We start from the raw sequence: 24,515 nt of genomic DNA, 5'->3' as shown, positions 1-24,515 counted from the left end.
TCCCAATGGGGGCTTTGCTTTGTATTGATAGGATTAAAAAGTAACCACCTTTAAAGTAACTAGGTTTAAATTGGTTCTTTCTTTTCCTTCGGCTTCAAATACGGCAGTAAAGTTTTTGTTTCCAATTTTGTGTTTTTTGTCAAAGGCTGCTAAAGAATCTAAGTTGGTGAATTTTTCTACAGTAGCTTTGACACCAATATCGTGGTTTGAAAAGAATAAAAAATATTCATTGTTAAACGGACCTTTAAATTTTGAAACTATGGCCATGTCGGTATTGTCTCTTCCTCCGTTATCAGATCTGAAAAATTTATATTTCTTTGAGATGGAATCTTTGTAAAGAACTCTACTTTCATCAATAGTGAAATATGTATTAAAGGTATTAAAAAGTGAAATAAATTTATTTTCATTTCTTAAAGGACCTGCGTAAATAATATTTCCTTTTTTTATATCTACTACGGAAGTATTTGAAGAAAATCGGATGTCAAATGCAGCATTATGTTTACTGTACAATTGGGTTAAATAATGACAAGAAATTACTCCCATACTAGAAGAATAGGTGTAATTAGAGGGTCTCGTTATTTTTTCTAATTCAGGTTTTTTAGAAATTAGATTTAAGTAGTCACTAATATTATTCAAACCGTAATCTCGGGTAAATCCATACGATCCTGTTATTGTTTTCCCTAAAATCCCAAAAACATCTCCAATAATTAAGGTAGTCTGTTTGTCGTTGGTAAAAAACACCTTCCAAATTTTCGGATAATGTGTGCTGTAATTTTGATAAACATAGGTGGAAGTAACGATGAGCAACAAAATATAAGGAATCAAATATTTTGGTTTCACCTTCCGAAAGAAAGATTTTGGTTTTATTTGTTTTTCAAAGTGAACTTTGTATTGTCCTTTTTCAAGAATTAATCTCCAAACAGACTCTTTGCCTTCCTGCTCGTAATACTTTTCAATTTTTTTTCGAAGATTGTACATGTTTACACGTACCCGAGGATTGTTTCTGTCAAAATCAGATTTTTCACCAAAAAATTCGAGATCAATGATGTCTTCTTTTAAATAAATATCCTCTAGGGTTGCTTTTACCAAATACCTTAGCAATGCTGAGCTTTTGGGTGATTTTATAAAGAGCGAACTCTTTAAAATTTCTTCGGTAAGTTCTGTTTTCTTTTCGTTAGAAAGCATACTTTTTTTTTGATGAAAAATAGTTTTTTTTAGTGAAATTAACCGTTACAAGTACAGTTAATTTTGGTTAAAGATAGTTCTTTTTGACAAATGAGTTAATTTAGACGGTGCAATTCGGAGTATTTACGTGTGGGAACACGAACACCTCTATTGTTCAATACATTTGAAAGAGAATAGAAAATTTTATAAACTATAACAAGAAGCAACAATGAAAAAAACAATTACCTTATTAGCTTTAGCTTTAACCCTGCTAAACGTAAATGCTCAAAAATCCAAAGCACTTTTTAATGGAAAAAGTTTAAGAGGGTGGGAAGTGTTAAATGGAAAAGCAGAATTTAAAGTTGAGGACAAAATAATTATAGGTGTTTCAACCATGAATACACCCACTACTTTTTTAGCTACTAAAAAAGAGTACACCAATTTTATTTTAGAATATGAATATCAAATTGGTGAAGGTTTAAATTCGGGTGTTCAAATTAGAAGTCATAATACGAAAGAGAATCATTTTTATGGTTTGCAGGTAGAAGCAGATGATTCTGAAAGAGCTTGGTCTGGTGGTTTGTATGAACAAGCTAGAAAAGGTTGGCGTTACCCATTAGAGTATAATCCTTCAGCTAAAACAGCTGCTAAAAAAGGATGGAACAAAGTAAAAGTTATTGCCTATGAACACCATGTTGCTACTTGGTTAAATGGAGTCAATGTTGCCAATCTTTTAGAAGAAACGGTTGAGACAGGATGTTTTGCCTTACAAATTCATAGTATCGGAAATAGCAAAGGCAAAGCAGGTAAGTTAAACAAATGGAGAAATATTACTGTAACAGAATTAAAGTCGGAACCTGATTTTGGAAATTTAACAGCTCCATTGGTTAGTTATATTCCAAATGAATTAACCGCTCAAGAAAAAAAAGAGGGTTGGAAACTTTTATGGGACGGAAAAACATCTAAAGGATGGAGAGGTGCCAAAAGTGATGCTTTTCCAAATAAAGGATGGAGTATGAAAGATGGTGTATTAACAGTTCATGCTTCTGGTGGAGGTGAGTCGGAACACGGAGGAGATATTGTGACCACAAAAGCTTATAAGAATTTTGAATTGGAACTAGATTTCAATTTTACCAAAGGTGCCAATAGCGGAATTAAATATTTTGTAGATACTGAATTGAATAAAGGAAAAGGATCTGCAATTGGTTGTGAATTCCAAATTTTGGATGATAAGTTGCATCCTGACGCAAAAAAAGGAGTCGATGGTAAACGTACAATTGGTTCTTTATACGATTTGATCAAAGCAGATTCTAGATTGCATGTGCATGGTTTAAAACCTGTAAAATATGTAAATGCTGGAAAATGGAACAGAGCACGTATTGTTGTCAATGGATCAAAAGTTGCACATTATTTAAATGGTTGTAAAGTGGTGGAGTATGAAAGAGGTACCCAACAATGGAAGGCCTTGGTTGCATATAGCAAGTACAAAAACTGGCCAAATTTTGGTGAAGCAAAAGAAGGCTTGATTTTATTGCAAGACCATGGTGACGAGGTACATTTCAAAACAATTAAAATTAAAGAATTAAAATAATTCAAAAAACTAGCTCAATGACAACAAGAAGAGAATTTATAAAAAACACAGCTTTAACAACCGCTGGATTAAGTTTGGTAAGCGCAGCAGGATTTTCAAATATTATAGGTGCAAATAGTAAGGTGAATATCGCAATATTAGGATGTGGTGGTAGAGCACATAGTTTGGCCAAAGCAATTGCAGATAGCGGAAATAGTAGCGTCACTCATATTTGTGATGTGGATAAAAATAGATTGGAAAAATTCCAAGGATATTGCACAACAACCAATGGGAATACTCCTGAAATGGAGTCTGATTTTAGAGTATTGTTGGAGAATAAAGATATTGATGCGGTTGCCGTGGCTACACCCGAACACTGGCACGCACCTATGGCTATTATGGCTATGCAAGCAGGAAAACATGTATATGTTGAAAAACCTTGTAGTCACAATCCTCATGAAACAGAATTGCTAATTGCTGCTCAAAAAAAATACAAGATGCAATGCCAAATGGGGAACCAACAACGTTCTTCTGTGACTTCAACTTTAGCAATGGCGGATATCAAAGATGGAATTATAGGTAGAGTTTATGCGGGTAAAGCACATTATAGAAATGCTCGTAAAACTATTGGAATTGGTAAAAAAGTAGAAGTTCCTTCGTTTTTAGATTGGGATTTGTGGCAAGGACCGGCTCCTAGAGAAGCCTATAGAGATAATGTGCATCCTTACAACTGGCATTGGTTTAAAGCTTGGGGTACTGGAGAAATTCATAACAATGGAACTCATGAAATTGATATCTGTCGTTGGGCTTTAGGTGTTGATTACCCAACAAGAGTCGTTTCGGCTGGTGGTAGATTACACGGTCAGGGTGATGATTGGGAATATTATGATACCCAAATGGCTAGCTATGAGTTTGAAGATGGGAAAATGATTACCTGGGACGGTAGAAGTTGCAATTCTTATAAACCAACAGGGGGTCGAGGAGCGACTATTTTTGGAACTGAAGGTTCTATTGTTTTAGATAGAGGTAAGTACGAATTGTTTGATATAAGAGGAAAGAAAATTAGCTCAAAGAAAGAAAATCAACAGGGGACATCAAACAACACGGCAGATACTAGAGGCTTTGATGGTTTGACAGTGAATCATATGAAGAATTTTGCCAATGCTATTTTAAAAGGAGAAAAACTGAATGCTCCTATTGCTGATGGTGCCATTTCAACACAGCTATGTCATTTAGGAAATATTGCACAAGCAGTTGGCGAAAGTTTGGATGTTGATCCAAAAACAGGAAGAATTCTAAAAAATAAAAAAGCCAATAAACTTTGGAAAAGAGACTACGAAAAAGGGTGGGAGCCTAAATTGTAATTTCAAATATATTCAAAACACGTTTTATTCAAATTTGTAGTGAAACGTGTTTTTTAATGCCTTAAATTTCTAGTGAATCCAACCGACTAAATTTATACCATGAAAAAAATTAGTATTTGTTTATGCATCAGTTTTCTTGTTCTTACAAGTTGTAAAAGCAGAAAAAAAATAGCCGTTTTAGTAGATACTGCTAAAATTGAAAATAGTACCACAGCAAAGGAAGTCAAAGAATTAACGACAAAAGTAGCCGATTGGCAAATTGCTACATTTGAACAAATGGGGAAGTACAGAGCACTACCTGTGGGAGGTGAAAGAAAAAAATGGCATAATAGAGAAAAACACCACGATTTGGATTGGACCTGTGCGGCTTTGTATGCAGGGATGTTCGAGTTTTCCGAAATTACAGGCGATCCAAAATATTCAAAATGGTTATACAATATTGGTCAAAAGAATGGATGGAAGCTTTACAAAAGAATGTACCATGCAGATGATCATGCTGTTGGTCAAAATTATTTGAATATGGGAGAATTGTTTGGTTATAGCAAACTAATCAAACCTTTAAAAAAACAATTTGACGCCATTTTAAATAGTGATCAAAAAGATAATTTTCACTGGACATGGTGTGATGCCTTATTTATGGCACCACCAGTTTGGGCGAAGTTATCAGAGGCTACAGGCAATGAAAAATATCTAAATTTTATGGATCAGCAATATCATAGGACTTATGATAAGCTGTTTGACAATGAAGAACAATTGTTTTTTAGAGATAAAACATTCATTTCAAAAAAAGAAAAAAACGGAGAAAAATTATTTTGGTCTAGGGGAAATGGATGGGTGTTTGGCGGTTTATCTATAATGATACCAGATCTACCTGAAAATTGGGAAGGAAAACCATTTTATGTTGCTCTTTTTAAAAAAATGGCTGAAACGATTAAAAAAACGCAAAGAAAGGATGGTACTTGGTCATCTGGATTGTTAGGAGGTGAAAAGGCCTACCCAACTAAGGAGATTAGTGGTTCTGCTTTTTTTGTTTTCGGTTTGGCATGGGGAATTAACAACGGGTACTTGCCTGCCAATGAATACACTTCCGTAATGTTAAAAGGTTGGAATGCTTTAACTGAATGTGTAAATGAAGCGGGATTAGTAGGATATATTCAACCTATCGGCGCGGCTCCTGGTAATAGTTTTAAAGATTATACTGAAGTATATGGTGTTGGGGCATTTTTGGCTGCGGGTGCCGAGATGTATAAATATTTTAAGGAAAAAGAGCGTAAAATTGTAGTTGAAGAAAATAGCAATGCGCTTACTTTTATGAAAGATGGTGGTTGGTGTTGGTACCAAGATCCTCGAGCGATTATCAACAACGGAAAATTAGTAATTGGTGGTGTTAGTGGACAAAGTGGTGATGTAAAAGTGAGTGTTTATGATTTGGATAAAAAATCAGATCAAGGAACAGTTATTTTAGATAAAAATTTCCAAGTCGACGATCATGATGTTCCTGCTTTTTATGCGCGTCCTGATGGAAGTGTACTTTCTGTTTGGGCAAGACATGCAAATGAAAACAAACATTATTACAGTATTTCTTCTACAACAGATTATACACAATGGGGAGAAAAACAAACTTTTGTTCATGAGTATAAAGGAAGGGGCGGAGTTACTTATATGAATCTTCATTATTTAGAAAATGAAAAAACACTGTATAATTTTTTTAGAGATGGACCCTCTTTTAATCCGAGTTATATCACATCAAAAGATCATGGAAAAACTTGGGGTAATAGAACGCATTTTATTGCAGATGATGTGGAAGGGAGACAACGTCCTTACGCTCGCTATATTCAAAAAGATGAAAATACCGTTGGAATTTCTTTTACTGATGGACATCCTCGTGCCTATGGGAATAGTTTGTATTATGCCGAATTTAGAAATGGAACTTTTTACAATGTAGATGGAACCAAAATTAAAGAAGCAAATGGAGAGCCTTTGAGAACTCCAGAAGCTGAAAAATTATATGTGGGTAGTGAAACAAAGAAGAAGCCTCACGGTTTTGAAAGTGTACCAAACGCTGCTTGGACTTGTGCCATGGGAAAAGATGCTGAAAATAATCCGCACCTTGGATATACTTTGTATTTGAGTAATGAGGATCATAGATTCAGAATTAATAGTTGGAACGGTAGCAAGTGGGTTGATAGAGAAATTGCCTACGCAGGAACTTGTTTGTACACCATGGAAAGTAGTTATACGGGTTTAATGGCTTTTGATCCTGAAGATCCAACACGAGTGTATATTTCAACAGATGTAAACCCTTCTACGGGAGAAAAGATGAACAATATTCATGAAATTTACACCGCTAAAATAAAAGAGGCTGATGATATTTCAACCATAAAATGGGAAGCGATTACTGAAAATTCAAGTTTTAGAAATATTCGCCCAATTGTAGTTGCAAATGAAGGGCACAAAGTTTTAATTTGGTTAAGTGGACCGTGGAAATCTTTTGTAAATTACGCTTCAGATGTAAAAGGAATTGTTTTAAAATAAATAGATGAAATTATTTAGAATTACAGCGCTAAGTTGCCTGTTTTTATGCACATGTTTGTCGGTAGCACAATCCAATAAGAAAAATATTTTATTGCTCTGTATTGACGATTTACGGCCAGAGCTAAACTGCTTTGGAGCATCTTATATCAAGTCTCCAAATATAGATGCCTTGGCAAAAAAAGGACTCATTTTTAAGAATCATTATGTCAATGCGCCAAGTTGTGGGCCTTCTCGTTACACACTTCTAACGGGTATTTATGGTCCTCCGCAAAATGATGCTATTTTTTTAAGAGCGAAAGCATTGAAAAATAAAAACAATTCGGTTAATTTAAGCATGCCTGAATGGTTTCGAAAGAATGGATATACCACGGTTTCTATAGGAAAAGTATCTCATCATCCTGGAGGTGAAGGTGGTGTCGATTGGAATGATCCGAATGTTATTGAAATGCCCAATGCTTGGGATAAACATCTAATGCCAGTGGCAGAATGGTTGCACCCTAGAGGAGCAATGCATGGTTTGGCAAATGGTGAAATTCGGAAAAATTCAAAAGATATGGATGTTTTTCAAAGCACTGAAGGTTCCGATATGATTTACCCGGATGGGTATATTGCAAAAGAAGCTTTACATCAACTAGAGCAATTGACTGCCGACACAACAAAACCCTTTTTTTTAGCTGTTGGAATGATAAAGCCTCATTTGCCTTTTGGGGCACCAAAAAAATATTTGGATTTGTATAAGGGAGTTCAATTACCTCCAATTCCTTCTCCAGAAAAACCAATAGGAATTTCAACATGGCATAAGTCGGGTGAATTTAGAAGATACAATCTTTGGGATAAAGATCCGAATGTGGATAAGCAATTTGCCGACGAGGTTAGAAGACATTATGCTGCTTGTGTTAGTTATGCAGATGCTCAGGTGGGTAAAATTTTAAAGAAATTAAAAAAGACCGGCGCCGATAAAAATACCATAGTTGTTTTATGGGGTGATCATGGTTGGAATTTAGGTGATCATGCTATTTGGGGAAAACACAATTTATTTGAAGAAGGTTTGCGCTCGCCTCTTATTATTTCTTATCCAGGTATCAAAACAAAAGGAAAAAGCACAAGGGCTGTGGTAGAAACTGTAGATTTATTTCCAACTTTTTGTGAGTTGACAAACGTAGAGATACCAAATTTCACCAACGGAACCTCTTTGCTTCCTTTGTTGAAAAATGAAAAAAAACAAGGGCATGTGGCTTTTGCTTATCGTGGTGGTGCTCATACCCTACGAACTCAGAGATATAGATTTACGCTTCATGATAAAAAAGGTGCAGAACTATACGATCATGAAAAAGATCCTTTTGAGACAACAAATATTTCAGATATAAACCTCGATAAAGTAGCAGAATTGACTTTGCTTTTAAAGGAGAAAATACAAGCGAAAGCAAAAAGTACTTTCTAAAATAAAGTCTTTACGAAAGAGTTTTTTGATCAGAATTTTTTAAAAAGCTCTATCTCTTTTATATTGCAACACCCCTTGTTTTAAATAATCAAGGGGTGTTGTTTTGTTCATGTGTTTCTTCAAAAAACACATATACTACACAAACAAAATCATTTGTTTAAAGTTGAATTGTTGCTTAGGAGTAAATTTGTGCTGTATGTTTAAGGGACATTCAAAACTATTAACCGAAGCAAATGAAACTACAATTATATAAAATAGTATTACTGTTCGTTTTTCCTAGCTTAGGAATGGCACAAGTTTTTACCAGTGGTTTTGAGAATAGTTTGGCAACAGATTGGGATGCCGCAACTAGCGGATCAGGATTGGCTAACTTCGAAATAAAAACTGCGGCAAAAAATCAAGGTACGAATGGCTTGCATATGAAGTTTACTGCTACGGGGCAAAAAGGGAATTTATGGACTCCAAAAAATATTGAATGGAAAGACGGTGTTGCTTATACCATTTCATTTTACTACAAAGCGCTTAGCATTGGCACAAATAATGAGCCGAACATAAAAATTTTTAATAATTCAGGTACAAAAATAGGACACATAAATATGACCTTGTCTAGTACAAACTGGGTCAAATATTCTACGGTTTTTACGGCTGCTGAAAATAGTACGGGTGGCTATGTGTTATTTTCTATGCGACCAAATGATGATGGTTCAGGTGAATTCTATTTTGATGATTATGTCATAGAAGAAATGGTTCCAGAAACTGGTTTTTTTGTAGATATCAAATCTAAAGACATCGCTTCTGATGAAAGCATAAAATGGGTGCAGTTTGGTCCAGGAATGAGTGGGAATAATACCTGTTTCTATACCCATCCAACTGATGCGAATATTGTTTTTACAAGTCCCAATATGGGAAATTCTTACAGGTCTACAGATAAAGGATTTACCTATGAAACTATTTTAAATGAAGACGCACCATCTTATCATTCTGACTATAGAGGTGCTATTGAAATGTATTCAGTTGATTTTTCGAGACAGGACGCCGATTATGGTTTTATGACAGGAAAAAAGAAAGGAGATTTGTTTTTTTCAACCGATAAAGGAAAAACTTGGGCCAGACAAACTGCTACTCAAAATGTCATAGGGAATTCTTATTTGGCTTGTGTTTCAGTAGATCCACAAAATGAAAATATTTGGTTTTTAGGAGCCGGAAGAATGCGTGATTATGGACGTCTGTTGTATCCTCAATCTGCTCCGAAAGGAACACAGGTCGATGTAAATAGTCAGGGTAAAATTTGGAAAAGTACGGATAAAGGCTTGAATTGGACTTTGACTAGTTCGGGAATTCATTCAAATGCAGAGGTAGAAACCATTCGTGTAGACCCAGTAAATTCTTCAATTGTGTATGCAGGTACCAATTATGGTTTTTATAAAAGTATAAATGGCGGCTCAACTTGGAGTTTAAAGTCAAATGGAATAGATCATGACATGATTCGTTCTATGGATATACACCATGATACTTCAACGGATGTTGTCACAATATATGCTTTGAGTAATATCACTTGGAAAGCTAATGGCACTACTGTTGAAGATGATGAAGGGGGTGTTTTTAAAAGTACCGACAAAGGGGAAACTTGGACAAATATTGATGGAAATCTTGGTGTTGACTTGTCCTATTTTTCAGATAATTACAACATAAAGAAAGATTATTACCAATCTATAGCACATTATTTTGGTTTGAGTTCTTGGGAAGAGGCGCAAACAACCTATCCAACTTTACCAACAAATATTAGTTCTCGTTTTAATCTGATTACGGTAGATCCGTTTGATGTGAATAATATCTATTTGGTAAATAACTATTCCAATGCTTCTGAAAATAATTTTAGACCCGGACAAATTTGGCGGACTACAAATGGAGGAACTAGCTGGTTTGTTACCCTCAGAAATGGAAAAAATTGGAACAATGGAAAGGATGATGCTTATTGGGTGACCCAAAAAAACAATCCGATGGGGACAAATATTACTATGAAGTATAAAAGTGATTGGGTAAATAGAGATGATTACGAACGTAAGGGCTGTAATTTTGTTCGATTTAGCGCTGATGGCTCGGTCTTGTATACGCAAATGGCCAAAATAGGATTTGTGTCGTACGACAAAGGAAGCACTTGGTTAGATATTGATGATGAAGCTACCGCAAGTAATGACAGTTGGGTGGGAGCAGGAAATAGCAATGTGCCAGGCCATGGTTTTTATCAGTCACCTTTATTGCCAAACAAAGTATTTTGTCCTTCTGGCGAGAACAGTTTGTGGCTTACAAATAATGAAGGTGAAAGTATCAGAGCAGGCGCTCAAGGAGCACAAGTAATTGACATAACAGGGGGAGAGCATTCGGTAAGTTCAGTGGTTGTTCATCCCACAGATCCAACTATTTGGTATGCAACATTTTTTAGACAAGAAAAAAGAGGACAAATTTTAAAATCTACAAATAGCGGTGCAACATGGACGAGTATAGGTACACCAATTCCAACTCCTTGGCCCGTTTTAGGAGGTGGTGATCAAGCCGTGCATCAATTGAGTTTACAAATTGATAAAGACAATCCAAATACGATGTACTTCTGTGTTCCACGTTCTACTTTAAAACTAGAATGGGTGGGCGATAGTGTTACTGGATATGGAATTCATAAATCTACTGATGGTGGTGTTACTTGGACAGAACCAAATACAGGCTTACCGGCTTCTTTAGATGTTTCTAGATTGGTGATGGACCCGAATAATTCAAGTGTTTTATATGCTACCGTTATTGGTGATAATGGTGGTTTGTTTAAGTCCATAAACAAAGGTGAGACATGGAGCGAAGTCGCTTCTACAACAAGTATTTCTGGTGCATCAGGAATTAATGACATTCACTTTGGGGTGGATGGAAAAGTATATATTACAGCGGGTTTTAAAAATGAATCTGCGGATAGTGGAGGTTTATGGGTGAGCGATGATCAATTAGCTTCATGGACTAAAATATTTGATTATCCTTGGACAAACCGTGTGGAGGTTGCGAAACACGATGCTGCGATTATTATGGTTTCAACCTTGCCAAATGCGCAAGTTTCTTTTAGAAATGCAGGAACCTATTTGTCGAAAGATGGAGGTGAAACATGGGTGAAGTTTAACAAAGGAAACGGCCAGTCGGATAGAGTAAATGATATTGCCATAGATTATACGGTACCTGGGAAATATTATGCTTCAACTAGAGGAAGTGGGTGGTATATGGCCATGGACCCTTCTGCCAACTTAGCGGTTCCTACAATTCTTTCGGAGAATAATGAAATACGTGTTTATCCAAATCCTGTTTCTGATTTATTAAAAATTTCAGGAATTGAAAAAAGTTCAGATCTTCAAATTTATTCTTTAGAAGGCAAACTTTTAATGACAGCTCTTTATAAGAAAGAAGGAATTACTATTTCTGCCTTAAAGTCTGGAATTTATTTTTATCGCATTCATTCAGAAAATAAAATTAACACGGGCAAATTCGTAAAAAAGTAACTATGAACTCATTAAAAATAATAGCAATATTTGTTTTAGTAATTGCTTCAACAACTGTAAAATCGCAATCAAAAGAAAATTCAAAACCAAATGTCATTGTGGTGTTAGCAGATGATATTGGGGTAGGAGATATTTCTCATTATCGCCGTTTACACAAAGGAAAAGTTGTTTTAGAAACTCCGAATATTGATAAATTGGCAAGCGAAGGAATGTATTTTACAAGTGCACACGCTCCTGCCGCCTTATGTGCAACTTCTCGTTATTCTATCATGACAGGGAATAATAATTATAGAAGTCCATTGCCTTGGGGTGTTTGGTCTGGTTATGCACAGTCAGTAATTTCTAAGGAACAACCAACGCTTGGTAGAGTTATGAAGAAGGCAAATTACCATACAGCATTTATAGGAAAATGGCATTTGGGAACAAGTTTCGCCAAAAAAAGTGATCCAAATGAACTGTTTGCTGCGACTAGAAATAAAACAAGTTTGAATATAGATATCACTAAAATTAAGGATTTTGGTCCTAAACAAAGTGGTTTCGATTACAGTGTAACCTTGCCTTCAGGAATTCAAAATGAGCCGTATGCCATTTATGAAAATGACCAATGGTTGCCTTTGAAAAAATCATCTGAAATTGCCTTGATTGATAAGGTCTATATGGAAAGTATTGGTGCTGTTTTGGATAAAAAAGAAGGCTTGGGTGATTCTAATTGGCAGCCTTCAGAAATAGGCCCCATATTGGCAAATAAAGCTGTGGAATTTATTGCCAACAATGCGAAAAAGGAAAACCCATTTTTTATGTATTATTGCTCACAAGCTGTGCATACACCGCATCTTGCAGCAGCAGAATTGGATGGTGTAAAAATAGCAGGAACAACACCTTCTCGTCATATGGATATGATCAAAGAATTAGATGTTCAAGTAGGTATGTTGGTAAAAGAATTAAAAAAGCAAGGTGTTTATGACAATACATTGTTGATTTTTACGTCAGATAATGGGGGCTTACATACCGATGGTGATTCTTGGAATGCTCATCATTATCCAAGTGATATTTACAGAGGTTGCAAAAACGATCCTTATGAAGGTGGACATCGAGTGCCTTTTATAGCTTCTTGGCCAAAGCAAATAAAAGAAGGACAAAATAATAATACACCTATTTTAGGAACTGATATTTTAGCTACCATTGCAGCCGTTGCAAACTCAAAATTAGCAGAAAATGAAGCAATGGATTCCTATAATTTAGTACCCTTATTTACAAATAAAGAAAAAAAACATACACGTGGTCACATCCTGATTCAAGGCGGTTCTCAAAGAGAAGTGGTGATTATTGAAAAGGATTGGAAACTAATTATTCAAATTGATAAAAAGGACAAGACTAATATGAAAAGAACTCCGATTGCATTGTTCAATTTAAAAACGAATGATACAGAGGATGAAAGATTCAATTATGTTGCAGTTAAGAAATATAGAAAAAAAGTAGCGTATTTGTTGCGTAAATACAATGAAACTAGAGACAGTAAAGTTGTTACCGGAAGTCACATTTAATGAAACAGTTAATAAATAGAAAAGTAAAGTATGAGAAGTAATTTTTTTAGGTGCCTAGTCGCACTGATTGCGTTTAGTTGTTTTACAACAAATGCACAAACCGTAAATTTTGATGCTTCCTGGCAGTTCTACAATGCCGAAGCAGATGGTGCAGAAAAACCAAGTTTTGATGTGTCAAAATGGAGAAAATTAGATTTGCCTCATGATTGGGCAATTGAAGGGCCTTTTGATGAAAAATACAATGCCCGTTGTGGTGGACTTCCTTTTCATGGAACAGGTTGGTATCGTAAGAATTTTGCCATGAACAAAGAAGCAGAAGGAAAAGTTGTTCGTGTAGAATTCGAAGGAGCCATGTACGATGCTCATGTTTGGGTAAATGGAAATTTTGTAGGAAATCGTCCTTATGGATATATCGGATTTGAATTTGATATCAGTAAGTTCTTAAAATACGATGGTTCAAATAATGTAATTGCGGTTCGTTTACGTCCGCAAGATTTGTCTTCTAGATGGTATCCAGGTGCTGGTTTGTACCGCTCAGTTTGGTTAAAAGTGGACGAAACTGTGCATGTGCCGATGTGGGGAACCTATATTACTACGCCAACAGTAACGGAAAAAATTGCTGTGGTTCAAAACGAAACAACCATTGAAAATAAATCGAACAAAGAAGTGGAAGCTACCGTTCAGCATGAATATATTTCTCCTGATGGAAGAGTAGCGGCAAAAACAGAAGATAAAATCAAAATAGCAGCCAATTCAAAGAAAGTTTCTGCTGTTTGGTGCAATATTGAAAATCCTATGCGATGGGATACTGCAACACCAAATTTATACAAAGTAGTGACTACAGTAAGCCAAAATGGAAAAGTAGTAGATACTTTTGAGTCTCGAATTGGATTACGTTCCATTGCTTATACTACAGAAGGATTTTTCTTAAATGGTAAAAAAGTTCGATTTAATGGTGTTTGTTTACACCATGATAATGGCGCCTTAGGAGCTGCTATTTATAGAAGAGCTGACCAAAGAAAGCTAGAGATTATGAAAGAAATGGGTGTAAATGCCATTCGTACAAGTCACAACCCACCTTCTAGAGTGTTTTTAGAATTGTGTGATGAGCTAGGTTTGTTAGTTTTAGATGAAGCGTTTGATGTTTGGAAAGAGCCTAAAGTTCCAAACGGCTACAATCTATATTTTAACGATTGGGCTAAAAGAGATATTCAAGACATGATTCGTAGAGATAGAAATCATCCTTCAGTAATTATGTGGAGTACTGGGAATGAAATTCATGAACAGCATGATAAAAAGAACGGTTGGAAAGTAGCAAAAATGTTACATGACGCGTGCAAAGAAATCGATCCATCTCGCCCAACAACGGTAGGAATGAATAATTTTCCTGCACCTTATAAATTGAATTTTGCACAGCAAGTAGATATTGCAGGGATCAATTACAAACCTACAAAGTATGGTGAGTTGATTTCTGATTATCCAGGCTTACCATTTTATGGTTCTGAAACGTCAAGTTGTACTAGTAGTCGTGGAGTATATCATTTGCCTATTGAAAAATACAAAACACATCCCTCTAAGCATGTAAGTAGCTACGATTTGATAGGACCACCTTGGGCTTATCCTCCAGATGTTGAATTTCATTTTCAAGAAAAAAATCCAAATATGATGGGAGAATTTATTTGGACAGGTTTTGATTATTTAGGCGAACCTACCCCATACGGAGGGAAAGACAATTCGACCAATGGGTATTGGAATGGAGATTGGCCTTCTCATAGTTCTTATTTCGGGGCAGTTGATTTGTGTGGTTTCCCGAAAGACCGTTTCTATTTGTACCAAAGTCATTGGACAACAAAGCCGATGATTCACTTGTTGCCACATTGGAATTGGAAAGGTATGGAAGGTAAAACAATTCCTGTGTACTGTTATACAAACTGCGATTCAGCTGAATTGTTTGTGAATGGAAAATCGATGGGGAAAAAGGTAAAAGGAAAAGACTTAACAGAATTGATTGTAAAGTTTATGCGTTATGAAGGTGAAACTTTTCAATCAAAATACCGACTTTCTTGGGACGTTCCTTATGCAGCAGGAAATATCAAAGTTGTTGGTTATAAAAATGGAAAAGCGGTTCAGGAAGAACAAATTTTCACAGCAGAAAAACCAGCAAAAGTAACATTGTCAGTAGATAGAAAAGAGATTCAGGCAGATGGTTCTGATTTAGCTTATGTGACCGTTAGAATTGAAGATAAAAACGGAAATTTATGTCCGAATGCTGAAAACTTAGTGAACTTTTCCGTGAGAGGTGAAGGGAACTTAGAAGCGGTAGATAATGGGAATCAGATTAGTTTGGAGTCTTTTCAAGCAAATCATAGAAAAGCTTTTAGTGGTATGTGTTTGGCAATTTTAAAGTCTTCTAAAAAAGGTGGAAAAATAAAATTAACGGCCAAATCAAAGGGCTTAAAAAGTGCTAGCGTAGTGGTTTTAACAAAATAGTATTAGAAAAGTAAAATTGAATTAGTGTTTGTTAAAAAGGGACTTCATTTTTGGAGTCCCTTTTTTTAGTAAATTTAAATAGCATACATTTATTGCGAAATTATTTTAAACAAATTGAATTTATATGAAGAGAATACTACTTGGACTATTGATGTTGCCCTCATTGTTTTTTGCACAAACTGAAAAACCAAATTTTGTTTTTCTTTTGGTAGACGATTTAGGTTGGGGCGATTTTGGTTGCTATGGTGCAAGCTTTAATGAAACTCCAAATATTGATAAACTAGCAAGTGAAGGAATGTTGTTTACCAACGCATATGCCGCTTGTACAGTCTGTTCTCCTAGTAGAGCCGCCATTCTTACAGGAAAATATCCGGCTCGTTTACAGCTAACGGATTGGATTGACGGTCATAAATATCCATACGCTAAATTAAAAGTGCCCGATTGGAAAATGAAAATGGGCCCAAAAGAAGTCTTGTTGCCTGAAGCTCTAAAGGAAGAAGGCTACAATACTGCCTTTCTAGGGAAATGGCATTTAATGCCAGAAGGACAAGCAGATTTTGAGGAGCACTATCCTACAAATCATGGGTTTGATGTGAATATTGGTGGTAGAGAATGGGGAGCACCAAAAGGACCAGGAAAGTATTTTTCTCCTTTTGATATGCCTAATTTAGACAATGGAAAACCAGGAGATTTTTTAACAGATAAATTAACCGATGCTGCTGTTTCTATTTTAGATACCATCAACAAGCAAAACCCATTTTTACTTTATTTTTCTTACTATACAATACATGGACCTGTCATGGCACCGCCAGAATTGGTGAAGAAATACAAACAAAAAGCAAAAACATTTACCAATTCAAAAAATGAATATATGGATCCGGCAAGGGCTGGAATGGTGGAGAAACTAGACGTGAGTGTGGGTAGGTTGATGGCTAAATTGCAAGACTTGGGAATTGATGACAATACGGTAGTTATATTAACGGGTGATAATGGTGGTAATTATGACGAAACAACAAATGGTTTAAAGGGCTTTAAAGGTTTTTCTCATGAAGGAGGTACAAGAGAACCTTTTTTAGTAAAATGGCCAAACAAAATTAAAGCAGGTACTGTTTGTAAGGAAAAAGTAATGGGAACAGATTTTTATCCTACGATGTTGGATTTGGCTGGATTGAAATTGCGAAAAAAACAACATATGGATGGTGTCAGCATGTTGCCGCTTTTGACAGGAAAGAGGAAGGAATTAAAAAGAAAAACCTTGTATTGGCATTATCCACACTATCATAGAACCAAACCCTATGGCGCTATTTTAGATGGTGATTGGAAGCTAATTGAATTTTTTGAGGAAGGGAATTTAGAATTGTACAACTTGAAAGACGACCCCTTTGAATCGAATAATTTAGCAGCTACGGAAAGTTCAAAAGCTAAGTCCTTACTTAAAAAGCTAAAAAAGTGGAGAGTTTCTGTAGGGGCACAAATGATGGAAGTCAATCCCAATTATGATACTACTAAAGCTGAAAAACAGCTCAAGAAAAAGAAAATATCAAAAAGAAAAAAACTAACCGAAGGATTTAAAATTTAAATGCTTCGGTCAAATTAGTTGCTTGGTTGTTCCATTGAAAAATAATGGAAACGATGTTTACCTAGAATTATTTATGCGTATTCTTTAAAATAGTAACTAAGCCACCTTGTTCTTGCCATTTTTTAGAGATAGCTTGTTTTTTATCGGAAGTATAAATATAAGAATTACTGCCTAGTAAAATATCCAAATCTCCGTCGTTGTCAATATCCGCAGAGGTAATTAGCATAAAACAACTATTTTTTACATTGGGAAGCGTATGTGTTTTAAAATTCCATTTTTCGGTGGTGTTTTGACCTTGGTTTTCAAAATATAAAAAGCTTTCTTGATTGGCATTATATAAGGAAGCGTAATAGCCTATAGAAGCAATGTCAATATCTCCGTCATTGTCATAGTCTGCACAAGCCGTTCCGTATGCGCCTACTTGCTTGTGAAACCAAGCTTGTTTGTACTGATTCTTGCCTAAGTTTTCAAAAAGTCTAATACCATGAAAAGGTTTTACAACACTTGTAAAGTCGCCATTGTCTCCACTAGAACAAATAATATCCTCGTCACCATCCTTATCAAAATCTAATAGTTCAAAATGTGTCGTTCCATAATAGGGAGGCAAGCTGAGAAGCTTTTTTTTAGTGAATTTAAAGTCGCCTTCATTTAAAAATAAGTAAATACTTTCATCCTCTTGAGAAATTAGTACATAGAAATCTTCTAAGCCATCATTGTTAACATCTCTTAATTCAAACTTAACAGCACCAGGTTTTGAATGGACATTGTTTTTTGAATTTTCTCCGCGTGTTGTGTAGATATTGATGCCTCCTAAATTCTTGCCAAACTCAGCTACTAAAAGGTCATCAGAGCCATCATTATTAAAATCTTTAATAACAAAATCAGCAGGTCGTTCAAGTGCTGAGATAAAATCGTAAAGCGTGTCTTTCTTTATTAAAATCTGACCTTTGGGGTCATCAACGCTTGCTAATGGTCCCATAAGTAAAAGCAATTCTATTTTTCCTTTAGTAATACTCTTTACTAATGGATAAGGAATCTGGAAATTTTGGATTTCTTGGCCGGTTGTATCTGTAACAATATAATGACTCGTTTGTTCTGAATTATAGCCTAGTTGGTAGTTTCCGTTTTTAAAGTTTAAGTAGGTTAGACCATCACCAGTGTGTTTCCAAGGTAAAATTTTAGTTTCAAAATGAGGTATGCCTATTTCGAATTTAGGCAACAGTTCTGGCATTGTATGCTCAGGAGAATTTTTTGAATAATAATTCGTAATTGCTTTCCATTCTTCATCATTTAATATCTGTGTTTCAGGATAAATTCGAGCTTCGGTTAGTCTTTTTTTTGCAATCGGGTTGTTGAGGTTTGCTGAGATCAATTTTTCTTGTTTATGCAGGTATAAACCCATTACGGGTAATACTTCTTCCCAATAAGCTTTTGGTAAAACATGGGGTTCAGGAAATTCATGACAACGTGCACAATGAGTTTTGGCAAGTGCTTCTCCGTCAATTTTTTTGATTGTTTTGGTGTCCTTGAATGGAGTGTTCTTTTTAGAATCAGAACAAGCCGATAAGAAAAAGCTAGAACACAATAAGGAGATTAGGTATACGTATTTTTTTTCATGTCTTTTAATAAGCTCTAGATACTACCAATGATTAAATTTCCTAGTATTGTACCCCCGTTTTTTAATTTAAAAAATAGGATAGAATATCAATATCCGCCTCTTAAAAGAAATATTTTAAAAGACGGATAAATTTAGAGACTAATTTTTTAATTCACAGAAGCTAATCGAGTTTTAGAGTTCAAGGTCTCTGTATTTATTGTATTTGTTGAATAAATACAGCACCTTGTTTCTGTGTTTAGGATTATTGACAAGATTTTTGCTTTTGTTTTCGGTAGGATTGTCTTTTAAGTTATACAATTCTGAAGGTGTTCTGGTTTTGTCTGTTTTATCTTTTTTATCCAATTGAATAATCAATTTCCAATGGTCTTCTGTAATCATAACTTGTCTGCTCGTTCCTGCTTGTGTTATTAAAAAAGGATGTAGGTTTTTATCGCTTTCATTTAACAAAATAGACAACATACTAGAAGAATCCATGGCCTGTTTTTCTTCAATAGGTTGGCCTGCCACTTCCGCTACAGTCGCTAAAATATCCAAACCTAGAACAGGGATTTCTGATGTGCTTCGTTTTTTAATTTTAGTAGGCCAATGGGCAATAAAAGGAACTCTTGTCCCTCCTTCATAAGCTTGATTTTTTCCTCCTCTATAAATATCGCTAGATCGATGTCCCGACTGCATGCTTTCTTTTATTTGTAAACCTCCATTATCTGAAGTGAAAATGAATAATGTGTTTTCAAAAATGCCTTTTTCTTTTAAACTTTCAACAAGCATTTCCATTTGCACATCCATTTCCTTTACCATATCTAAATGTTTGGAAGGGGTTGTCCCAGCAATTTTTTTACCATTTAATATTTTTGATGGTGTATGTGGTTTGTGTACGGCCTGAGAACAATAATACATGAAAAAAGGAGCTTTCTTATGGCTGTTGTCTTCAATAAACTGCACGGCTTTTTTTACTAATAAGGGCCCCATGTCATGTGGATTCCAATGAGAATCTCCTAAGCCATCATCTTTGTCTAATTTTACACCTATTTTTTTCATGGCCTCATAAGTGATATGGGTAATTTTAGAATCTTTATGCAAAGGCATCATAGTACCATTTTCAAAAACGGCATAAGGAACATCTTGTATTCCGGCAGGAAAAGTAAAACTATAATCAAAACCGTTTTGTTGAGGGCCACCACCAACTATTTGGCGAATGTCTACATCTAATTCTGGTTTTTTTCTTGCAGATCTATAGATCTCAGATGGATTGCTTTTTCGTTTGTAATCTCCTCCAATATGCCACTTTCCAAAGAACCCCGTTTTGTAGCCGGCTTGTTTCATGATTTTTCCAAGTGTCAATTGATTTTTGTGAATCGGAGATTCTTGGTAGGATCCCCAAACTCCCCAAGGAGCAGGACTTCTAAAGCAATGTGTTCCTGTCATAATTGCGTATCTTGAAGGAGCGCATAAAGCAGCGGGTGCGTGGGCATCTGTAAATACCATTCCGTTTTTAGCTAATTGATCTAGGGTAGGGGTCTCGACAATAATTTTACCATTATGTTGTTTTCGATAATAAGAAATATCGCCTAAGCCAATATCATCGGCTAGAATAACAACGATGTTAGGTCGCTCTTGTGCAACTAATTGAAAATTGGCCAAACAAAGGCTGGCAACGAGTAGTATTTTAGTGAAATTCATATGTTAAGAACCTGTTGTAAATTTAAAAATGGACGAAATAGAAATATTGCCTGCTGTATCTTTTGTATGCACTTTCCAATAATAGGTAGTATTTGCATTTAACGTAATTTCAGAAGTATGCATCTCACTTGTTGTGCTGTTTATTAAGTTAGGAGTATCGTCTGTATCTAGGTATATTGTGTAGGATTCAATATCATTATCTAAATCCTGTCCTTGCCATTCTAGTGAAACAGTAGTTGTATCTATAGTTGCGTCATTTGTAGGAAATATGACTACTGCGGCGTAAGGAACATGATTTTCAACTCCAGAAGCAGCGTTAAAAAAGGTCCATTTTTCACTTGTTTCGGTTTCGTCTATTTCGTTTGATAGGGAAATAACATGCCATTCATAAGAAGTTCCCTTGTTTAAATCAAAACTACTATTGTTTTCTGTCGTTGTTTTTTCTTGAATTTGATCGTTCTCTAAATTTTTAACCTGGATGGTGTATTTGTCCGTGTCATTGGAAGTATTCCATTGGAAACTAACTGTGCTTTTTGTGTCAGATATGGAATTTCCTTGGTTGCAAGATTCATCTTTGGCGGGGCTGACAAGTAAGGCTGCACTTGGTGGTGTAATTGTTTTAGGCGAATCTTCTGTAGCCTCATCACCACCGCAATTGATGGTTGTTAAGAGGACTATGATTGCATAAAGGATTGATTTTAGTAGTTTGATAATCATAGGTTTTAATTTTTGAATATGGTTGTTTTTTCAGAAGTCAATTTTGTGTTAACTGAAAGAATATAACTTCCTTTGGATAAAAATTCTGTGTTTAGAAGAAGTTTATGATCAATGATCTCTTTTTTTTGCTGGTACGCTAAGCTGCCCATTGTTGTAAAAATTGTCACCATAGCTTCTGTACTGTTATCGAAGCTAAAATCTAGAATTAATTGGTTTTTAAAAGGATTTGGATAGCTAGAAATAGTGCTTTTTATAAAAAACGTTTCTTCAAGTATTCCTTGACATTCCTTTTCTGAAGTAATTTTTAAATTGTTGATTCCATAGTGCAATGGCAAAGAATAGCTAGAAGAAGAGCTGTGGTATAGGTCATCATTTAAAAGAATTGTATAATTTTTACTTCCGGATACATGCAGTTGAACTTCATGTTTATAAGGATTTATTTTTGAAGTCATGCCGAGGATATCAGGTGCTGAAATGACCAAGCCGTAATTTTCTTCGAAATTCGGGTCATTCGGATTTTCTATTTTTAATTGATAATTTCCAGGTTTTAAGTTTTCAGTGGTAACGTTCATAGAAAAATCAAAACTTTTGTTGAAGTTACTTCCTGTTAAAGTTGCCTTGTATAGGGTATTCGACTCTGTGGAAATAGCAAGAATTCCATTAGCACTGTCTACGCAAGTTGCCGCTGTGGTTTTAATAATAAAGGTGTCCTTAGGTGTTTTTAAGTCGGCAGCTATGATGCCTTTTGCCCAACCACTACCTTTGAGGGCTACCCAATAAACACCTTCTGTATAAGGATCCGGTTTTAAGTCCGTAATTGTATCTGGTTGTCCAAGGTTTTTATTGGCTTTTATCCAAGTCAAGCCGCCATCTCTAGAAATATAAGCTCCAGGGTTGAAAGTTGTTGCGCCTTTGTTTTCATGTTGAAGAGGAACGTTGACCGTAATAATATTTGGATTTACGGGAGAAGTTTCTGTTTGCCAAACATAAGGCATGTCAAATATTTTTTCCCAGCTTGAGCCTTCATCTTTACTTCTCCAAACACCACCTTCATTAAAACTGCCCTCTTCTGTTCCGCAGGAAATATAGATGTATTTGTTATTTCTATCTACAAAAACATTATTTACGGCTTTAATGCTTGAAGGGATATTCATTTTTGTCCATTGGTTACCCTTGTTTGTTGTTTTGTACAACCCCCCATTAGCTCCATCGGTTCCTTTGTTTAAAGCAGCATATAAAATATTGGGATTGTCGGTATCCATTTTTAGTCTGCGCACACTTGCATTATTGGGCAATCCAGTATTTTCTATAGACCAAGTTAAACCACCATCCTGACTTCTATAAACACCAAAATCGTTAAAACCTGGAATGGTATGTGATCCGCTCACTTCCGCTATTCTATTGGAAATTACACAGAAATACATATTGTTAGGGTTGTCATAATCTATAGTTAAAGAATATTGAAAAACATGATCGCTAGATTCATTTCCTGTTAAATTAATAGGTTTTGATACATTGAACCAGGTTTTTCCTCCGTCGGTAGATTTTCTTAATTGTCCCCTTTGATCTTGCCTAAACGTCAAAAAATAGATAATATTTGGATCGTTTGGGTGCACTGCCACAGTTGCAATTGAGGTAGCTCCTTTCGTGTTTAGTTGCCCTTCTATTTGTTTAACAGCCACCGCATTTTTATTGGGATAGCTACCTAGGTCGGCAGACTGCCATAAGCCATGTTCACCACTACAAAATAATTGCCTGTTTTTAATTCCTGTTTCTAACAACATAAATCTTCCAGGTAGGTTACTTCCTCCTCGACCTACCCATGCATTGCTTTCAGGAGCCGTCTCATTGTCGTCTATTTGTTGCCAAGAACTACCTTTGTCGTTAGAACGCATTATTTGTTGATCCAAGCAGATAAAAGCTTCCCCTTTTGAATTCAGCTGTAAAAAACGATTTCCATAATATTCTTCACTGTCTAGTTTTTCGGGCTCAATATGCGCAAATTCTGTGTTTACACCACTGGGATTGTTTCTGTTTTGCCAATAAGAATTATTTTTTTTATCCTTCCAATAGCTTCCTGATCTTGCTGTTGTAAACCAAGTTTCTCCCCCGTCTTCTGTTTTCCAAACATCTCCAGGTCCAAATGCATAATCGTGTTTTACGTTATGTGATAAATATATTTCGTTTTTATTTAAGGGGTTGACTTTTATTCTGTTGAAAACTGAAAGTATTTGAGTAGGATAATTTGGATAAGTTGCTTTTGCTTCTGTTTGACTGATATCAAACCAGTATGCAATAGCCCTCCAATATTTAGAAGTAGAGGTGTAATTCGTTACTTGGGTCAAGTCGATACCCAAATTTCCAGTAGCATTGGTCCAGCTTACACCGCCATCTGTACTTTTGTAAACACCTCCTGTCGATTTTACAGAACTTCCATCAGCACTATAAAATGTTTGTTCTATTACATATAAAATATACTCCTTGGTGTTCGCGTCAAAATATGAAGTCATATCTCGGGGTGAGTTGTTTGGCAATCCGTTGCGACTTGTAGTCCAAGTTTCTCCTTGGTCTGTACTTCTATAAATCCCGGAATTGGTCGCCATAACAATATGCTTAGAATTTCTTGGGTCCACAATAATTCTACCCACATCTAAAGTAGCAGGCAATCCTGATTTTATTTTTTTCCAAGTCTTGCCTTGATCGGTACTTTTGAAAACTTGTCCATAATCGGAATATGTATAGACATAACCCAAAAGATCATTTTGTTTGCGATGGTTTGCTTTTACATTCCAAAAATCGCCTCCACCAATATACCAATTGTTGTCATTAGTTGGGTCTACGGCTAGCTCAGCATGTTTGCCACCTAGGTCTTTGATAAATTCCCAAGAACGACCTCTGTCGATACTTTTGTACAGTTCTCCTCGGACATCAATTGCGTAGCCCAAATCAGGGTTTTGATGAGAAAATACGATGGATTGCACTCTTCTCATGTCTTTTCCTGTTCCATCGTAATCTTTAATAGTGTGCCACGAAAGTCCGTTGTCCCAAGTTCCATAACTATTGTACATGTCAGGCGACATAAACATGACGTTTTCATCGGTAGGGTGGCACCAAAATTCTTCACAATAACCCGCCATTCCTGGGCCAAACTGATTCCAAGTAATTTCTTCCGAAGAGCTAATTTTTTCAGTTTTTAATTTTTGGAAATAACTACTGTTTAGTTGTGCCTGTGCAATTGTGTTGATGCATAAAAAACAGACAAGTTGTACGAATAGTTTCATAG

Annotated in this window: 13 protein-coding genes; 8 read left to right on the top strand and 5 right to left on the bottom strand. The window is 35.6% G+C overall.

Annotated elements, in window-relative coordinates; translation table 11 throughout:
• Nucleotides 1-33 precede the first annotated feature (33 nt).
• The gene (locus FGM02_RS03445; RefSeq protein WP_139956923.1) at nucleotides 34-1,185 is read right to left on the bottom strand and encodes a helix-turn-helix domain-containing protein; all 1,152 of its coding nucleotides are present in this window, start codon (nucleotides 1,183-1,185) and stop codon (nucleotides 34-36) included.
• A 208-nt stretch (nucleotides 1,186-1,393) separates the two neighbouring features.
• Between FGM02_RS03445 and FGM02_RS03440 the strand changes: the two genes are divergently transcribed.
• The 8 genes from FGM02_RS03440 (at nucleotide 1,394) to FGM02_RS03405 (ending at nucleotide 17,217) form a co-directional block, all read left to right on the top strand.
• Nucleotides 1,394-2,755 carry a 3-keto-disaccharide hydrolase gene (locus FGM02_RS03440; protein WP_139956922.1) on the top strand — a complete coding sequence of 454 codons (1,362 nt, stop codon included), beginning with the start codon at nucleotides 1,394-1,396 and terminating at the stop codon, nucleotides 2,753-2,755.
• Between the two features lie 17 nt (nucleotides 2,756-2,772).
• Nucleotides 2,773-4,098 (top strand): Gfo/Idh/MocA family protein, encoded by a 1,326-nt coding sequence (locus FGM02_RS03435; RefSeq protein WP_139956921.1) that lies wholly within the window; start codon nucleotides 2,773-2,775, stop codon nucleotides 4,096-4,098.
• Between the two features lie 99 nt (nucleotides 4,099-4,197).
• Nucleotides 4,198-6,633: a glycoside hydrolase family 88 protein gene (locus FGM02_RS03430; protein WP_139956920.1), complete on the top strand. Its 2,436-nt coding sequence runs from the start codon at nucleotides 4,198-4,200 to the stop codon at nucleotides 6,631-6,633.
• A gap of 4 nt (nucleotides 6,634-6,637) precedes the next feature.
• Nucleotides 6,638-8,074 (top strand): sulfatase, encoded by a 1,437-nt coding sequence (locus tag FGM02_RS03425; protein WP_139956919.1) that lies wholly within the window; start codon nucleotides 6,638-6,640, stop codon nucleotides 8,072-8,074.
• Nucleotides 8,075-8,307: 233 nt separating this feature from the next.
• Complete coding sequence (locus tag FGM02_RS03420) at nucleotides 8,308-11,604, top strand: T9SS type A sorting domain-containing protein (RefSeq protein ID WP_139956918.1); 3,297 nt, start codon at nucleotides 8,308-8,310, stop codon at nucleotides 11,602-11,604.
• Between the two features lie 2 nt (nucleotides 11,605-11,606).
• Entirely contained in the window at nucleotides 11,607-13,148 is a 1,542-nt protein-coding gene (locus FGM02_RS03415; RefSeq protein WP_139956917.1) for a sulfatase family protein, read from the top strand.
• 30 nt (nucleotides 13,149-13,178) lie between these two features.
• Complete coding sequence (gene galB / locus FGM02_RS03410; protein WP_139956916.1) at nucleotides 13,179-15,638, top strand: beta-galactosidase GalB; 2,460 nt, start codon at nucleotides 13,179-13,181, stop codon at nucleotides 15,636-15,638.
• Between the two features lie 124 nt (nucleotides 15,639-15,762).
• On the top strand, nucleotides 15,763-17,217 hold the full coding sequence (locus FGM02_RS03405; protein WP_139956915.1) for a sulfatase: 1,455 nt from the start codon (nucleotides 15,763-15,765) through the stop codon (nucleotides 17,215-17,217).
• 67 nt (nucleotides 17,218-17,284) lie between these two features.
• Here the strand turns inward: FGM02_RS03405 and FGM02_RS03400 are convergent, their stop codons facing one another.
• The 4 genes from FGM02_RS03400 to FGM02_RS03385 all read right to left on the bottom strand — a co-directional run bounded on the left by FGM02_RS03400 (nucleotide 17,285) and on the right by FGM02_RS03385 (nucleotide 24,513).
• The gene (locus FGM02_RS03400; protein ID WP_139956914.1) at nucleotides 17,285-18,802 is read right to left on the bottom strand and encodes an FG-GAP repeat domain-containing protein; all 1,518 of its coding nucleotides are present in this window, start codon (nucleotides 18,800-18,802) and stop codon (nucleotides 17,285-17,287) included.
• A gap of 204 nt (nucleotides 18,803-19,006) precedes the next feature.
• Nucleotides 19,007-20,515 (bottom strand): sulfatase family protein, encoded by a 1,509-nt coding sequence (locus tag FGM02_RS03395; RefSeq protein ID WP_139956913.1) that lies wholly within the window; start codon nucleotides 20,513-20,515, stop codon nucleotides 19,007-19,009.
• A 3-nt stretch (nucleotides 20,516-20,518) separates the two neighbouring features.
• Nucleotides 20,519-21,232, bottom strand: coding sequence for a fibronectin type III domain-containing protein (locus FGM02_RS03390; RefSeq protein WP_139956912.1), 714 nt, complete (start codon nucleotides 21,230-21,232; stop codon nucleotides 20,519-20,521).
• A gap of 5 nt (nucleotides 21,233-21,237) precedes the next feature.
• Complete coding sequence (locus tag FGM02_RS03385) at nucleotides 21,238-24,513, bottom strand: VPS10 domain-containing protein (RefSeq protein ID WP_139956911.1); 3,276 nt, start codon at nucleotides 24,511-24,513, stop codon at nucleotides 21,238-21,240.
• Between the last annotated feature and the right edge of the window lie 2 nt (nucleotides 24,514-24,515).

Origin of the sequence: Flavicella sediminum (assembly GCF_006381105.1) — a bacterium.
Classification (GTDB): Bacteria; Bacteroidota; Bacteroidia; order Flavobacteriales; family Flavobacteriaceae; genus Flavicella; species Flavicella sediminum.
Note: the sequence above shows the minus strand (reverse complement) of the source record. Positions and strands in the feature narration are given on the sequence as shown.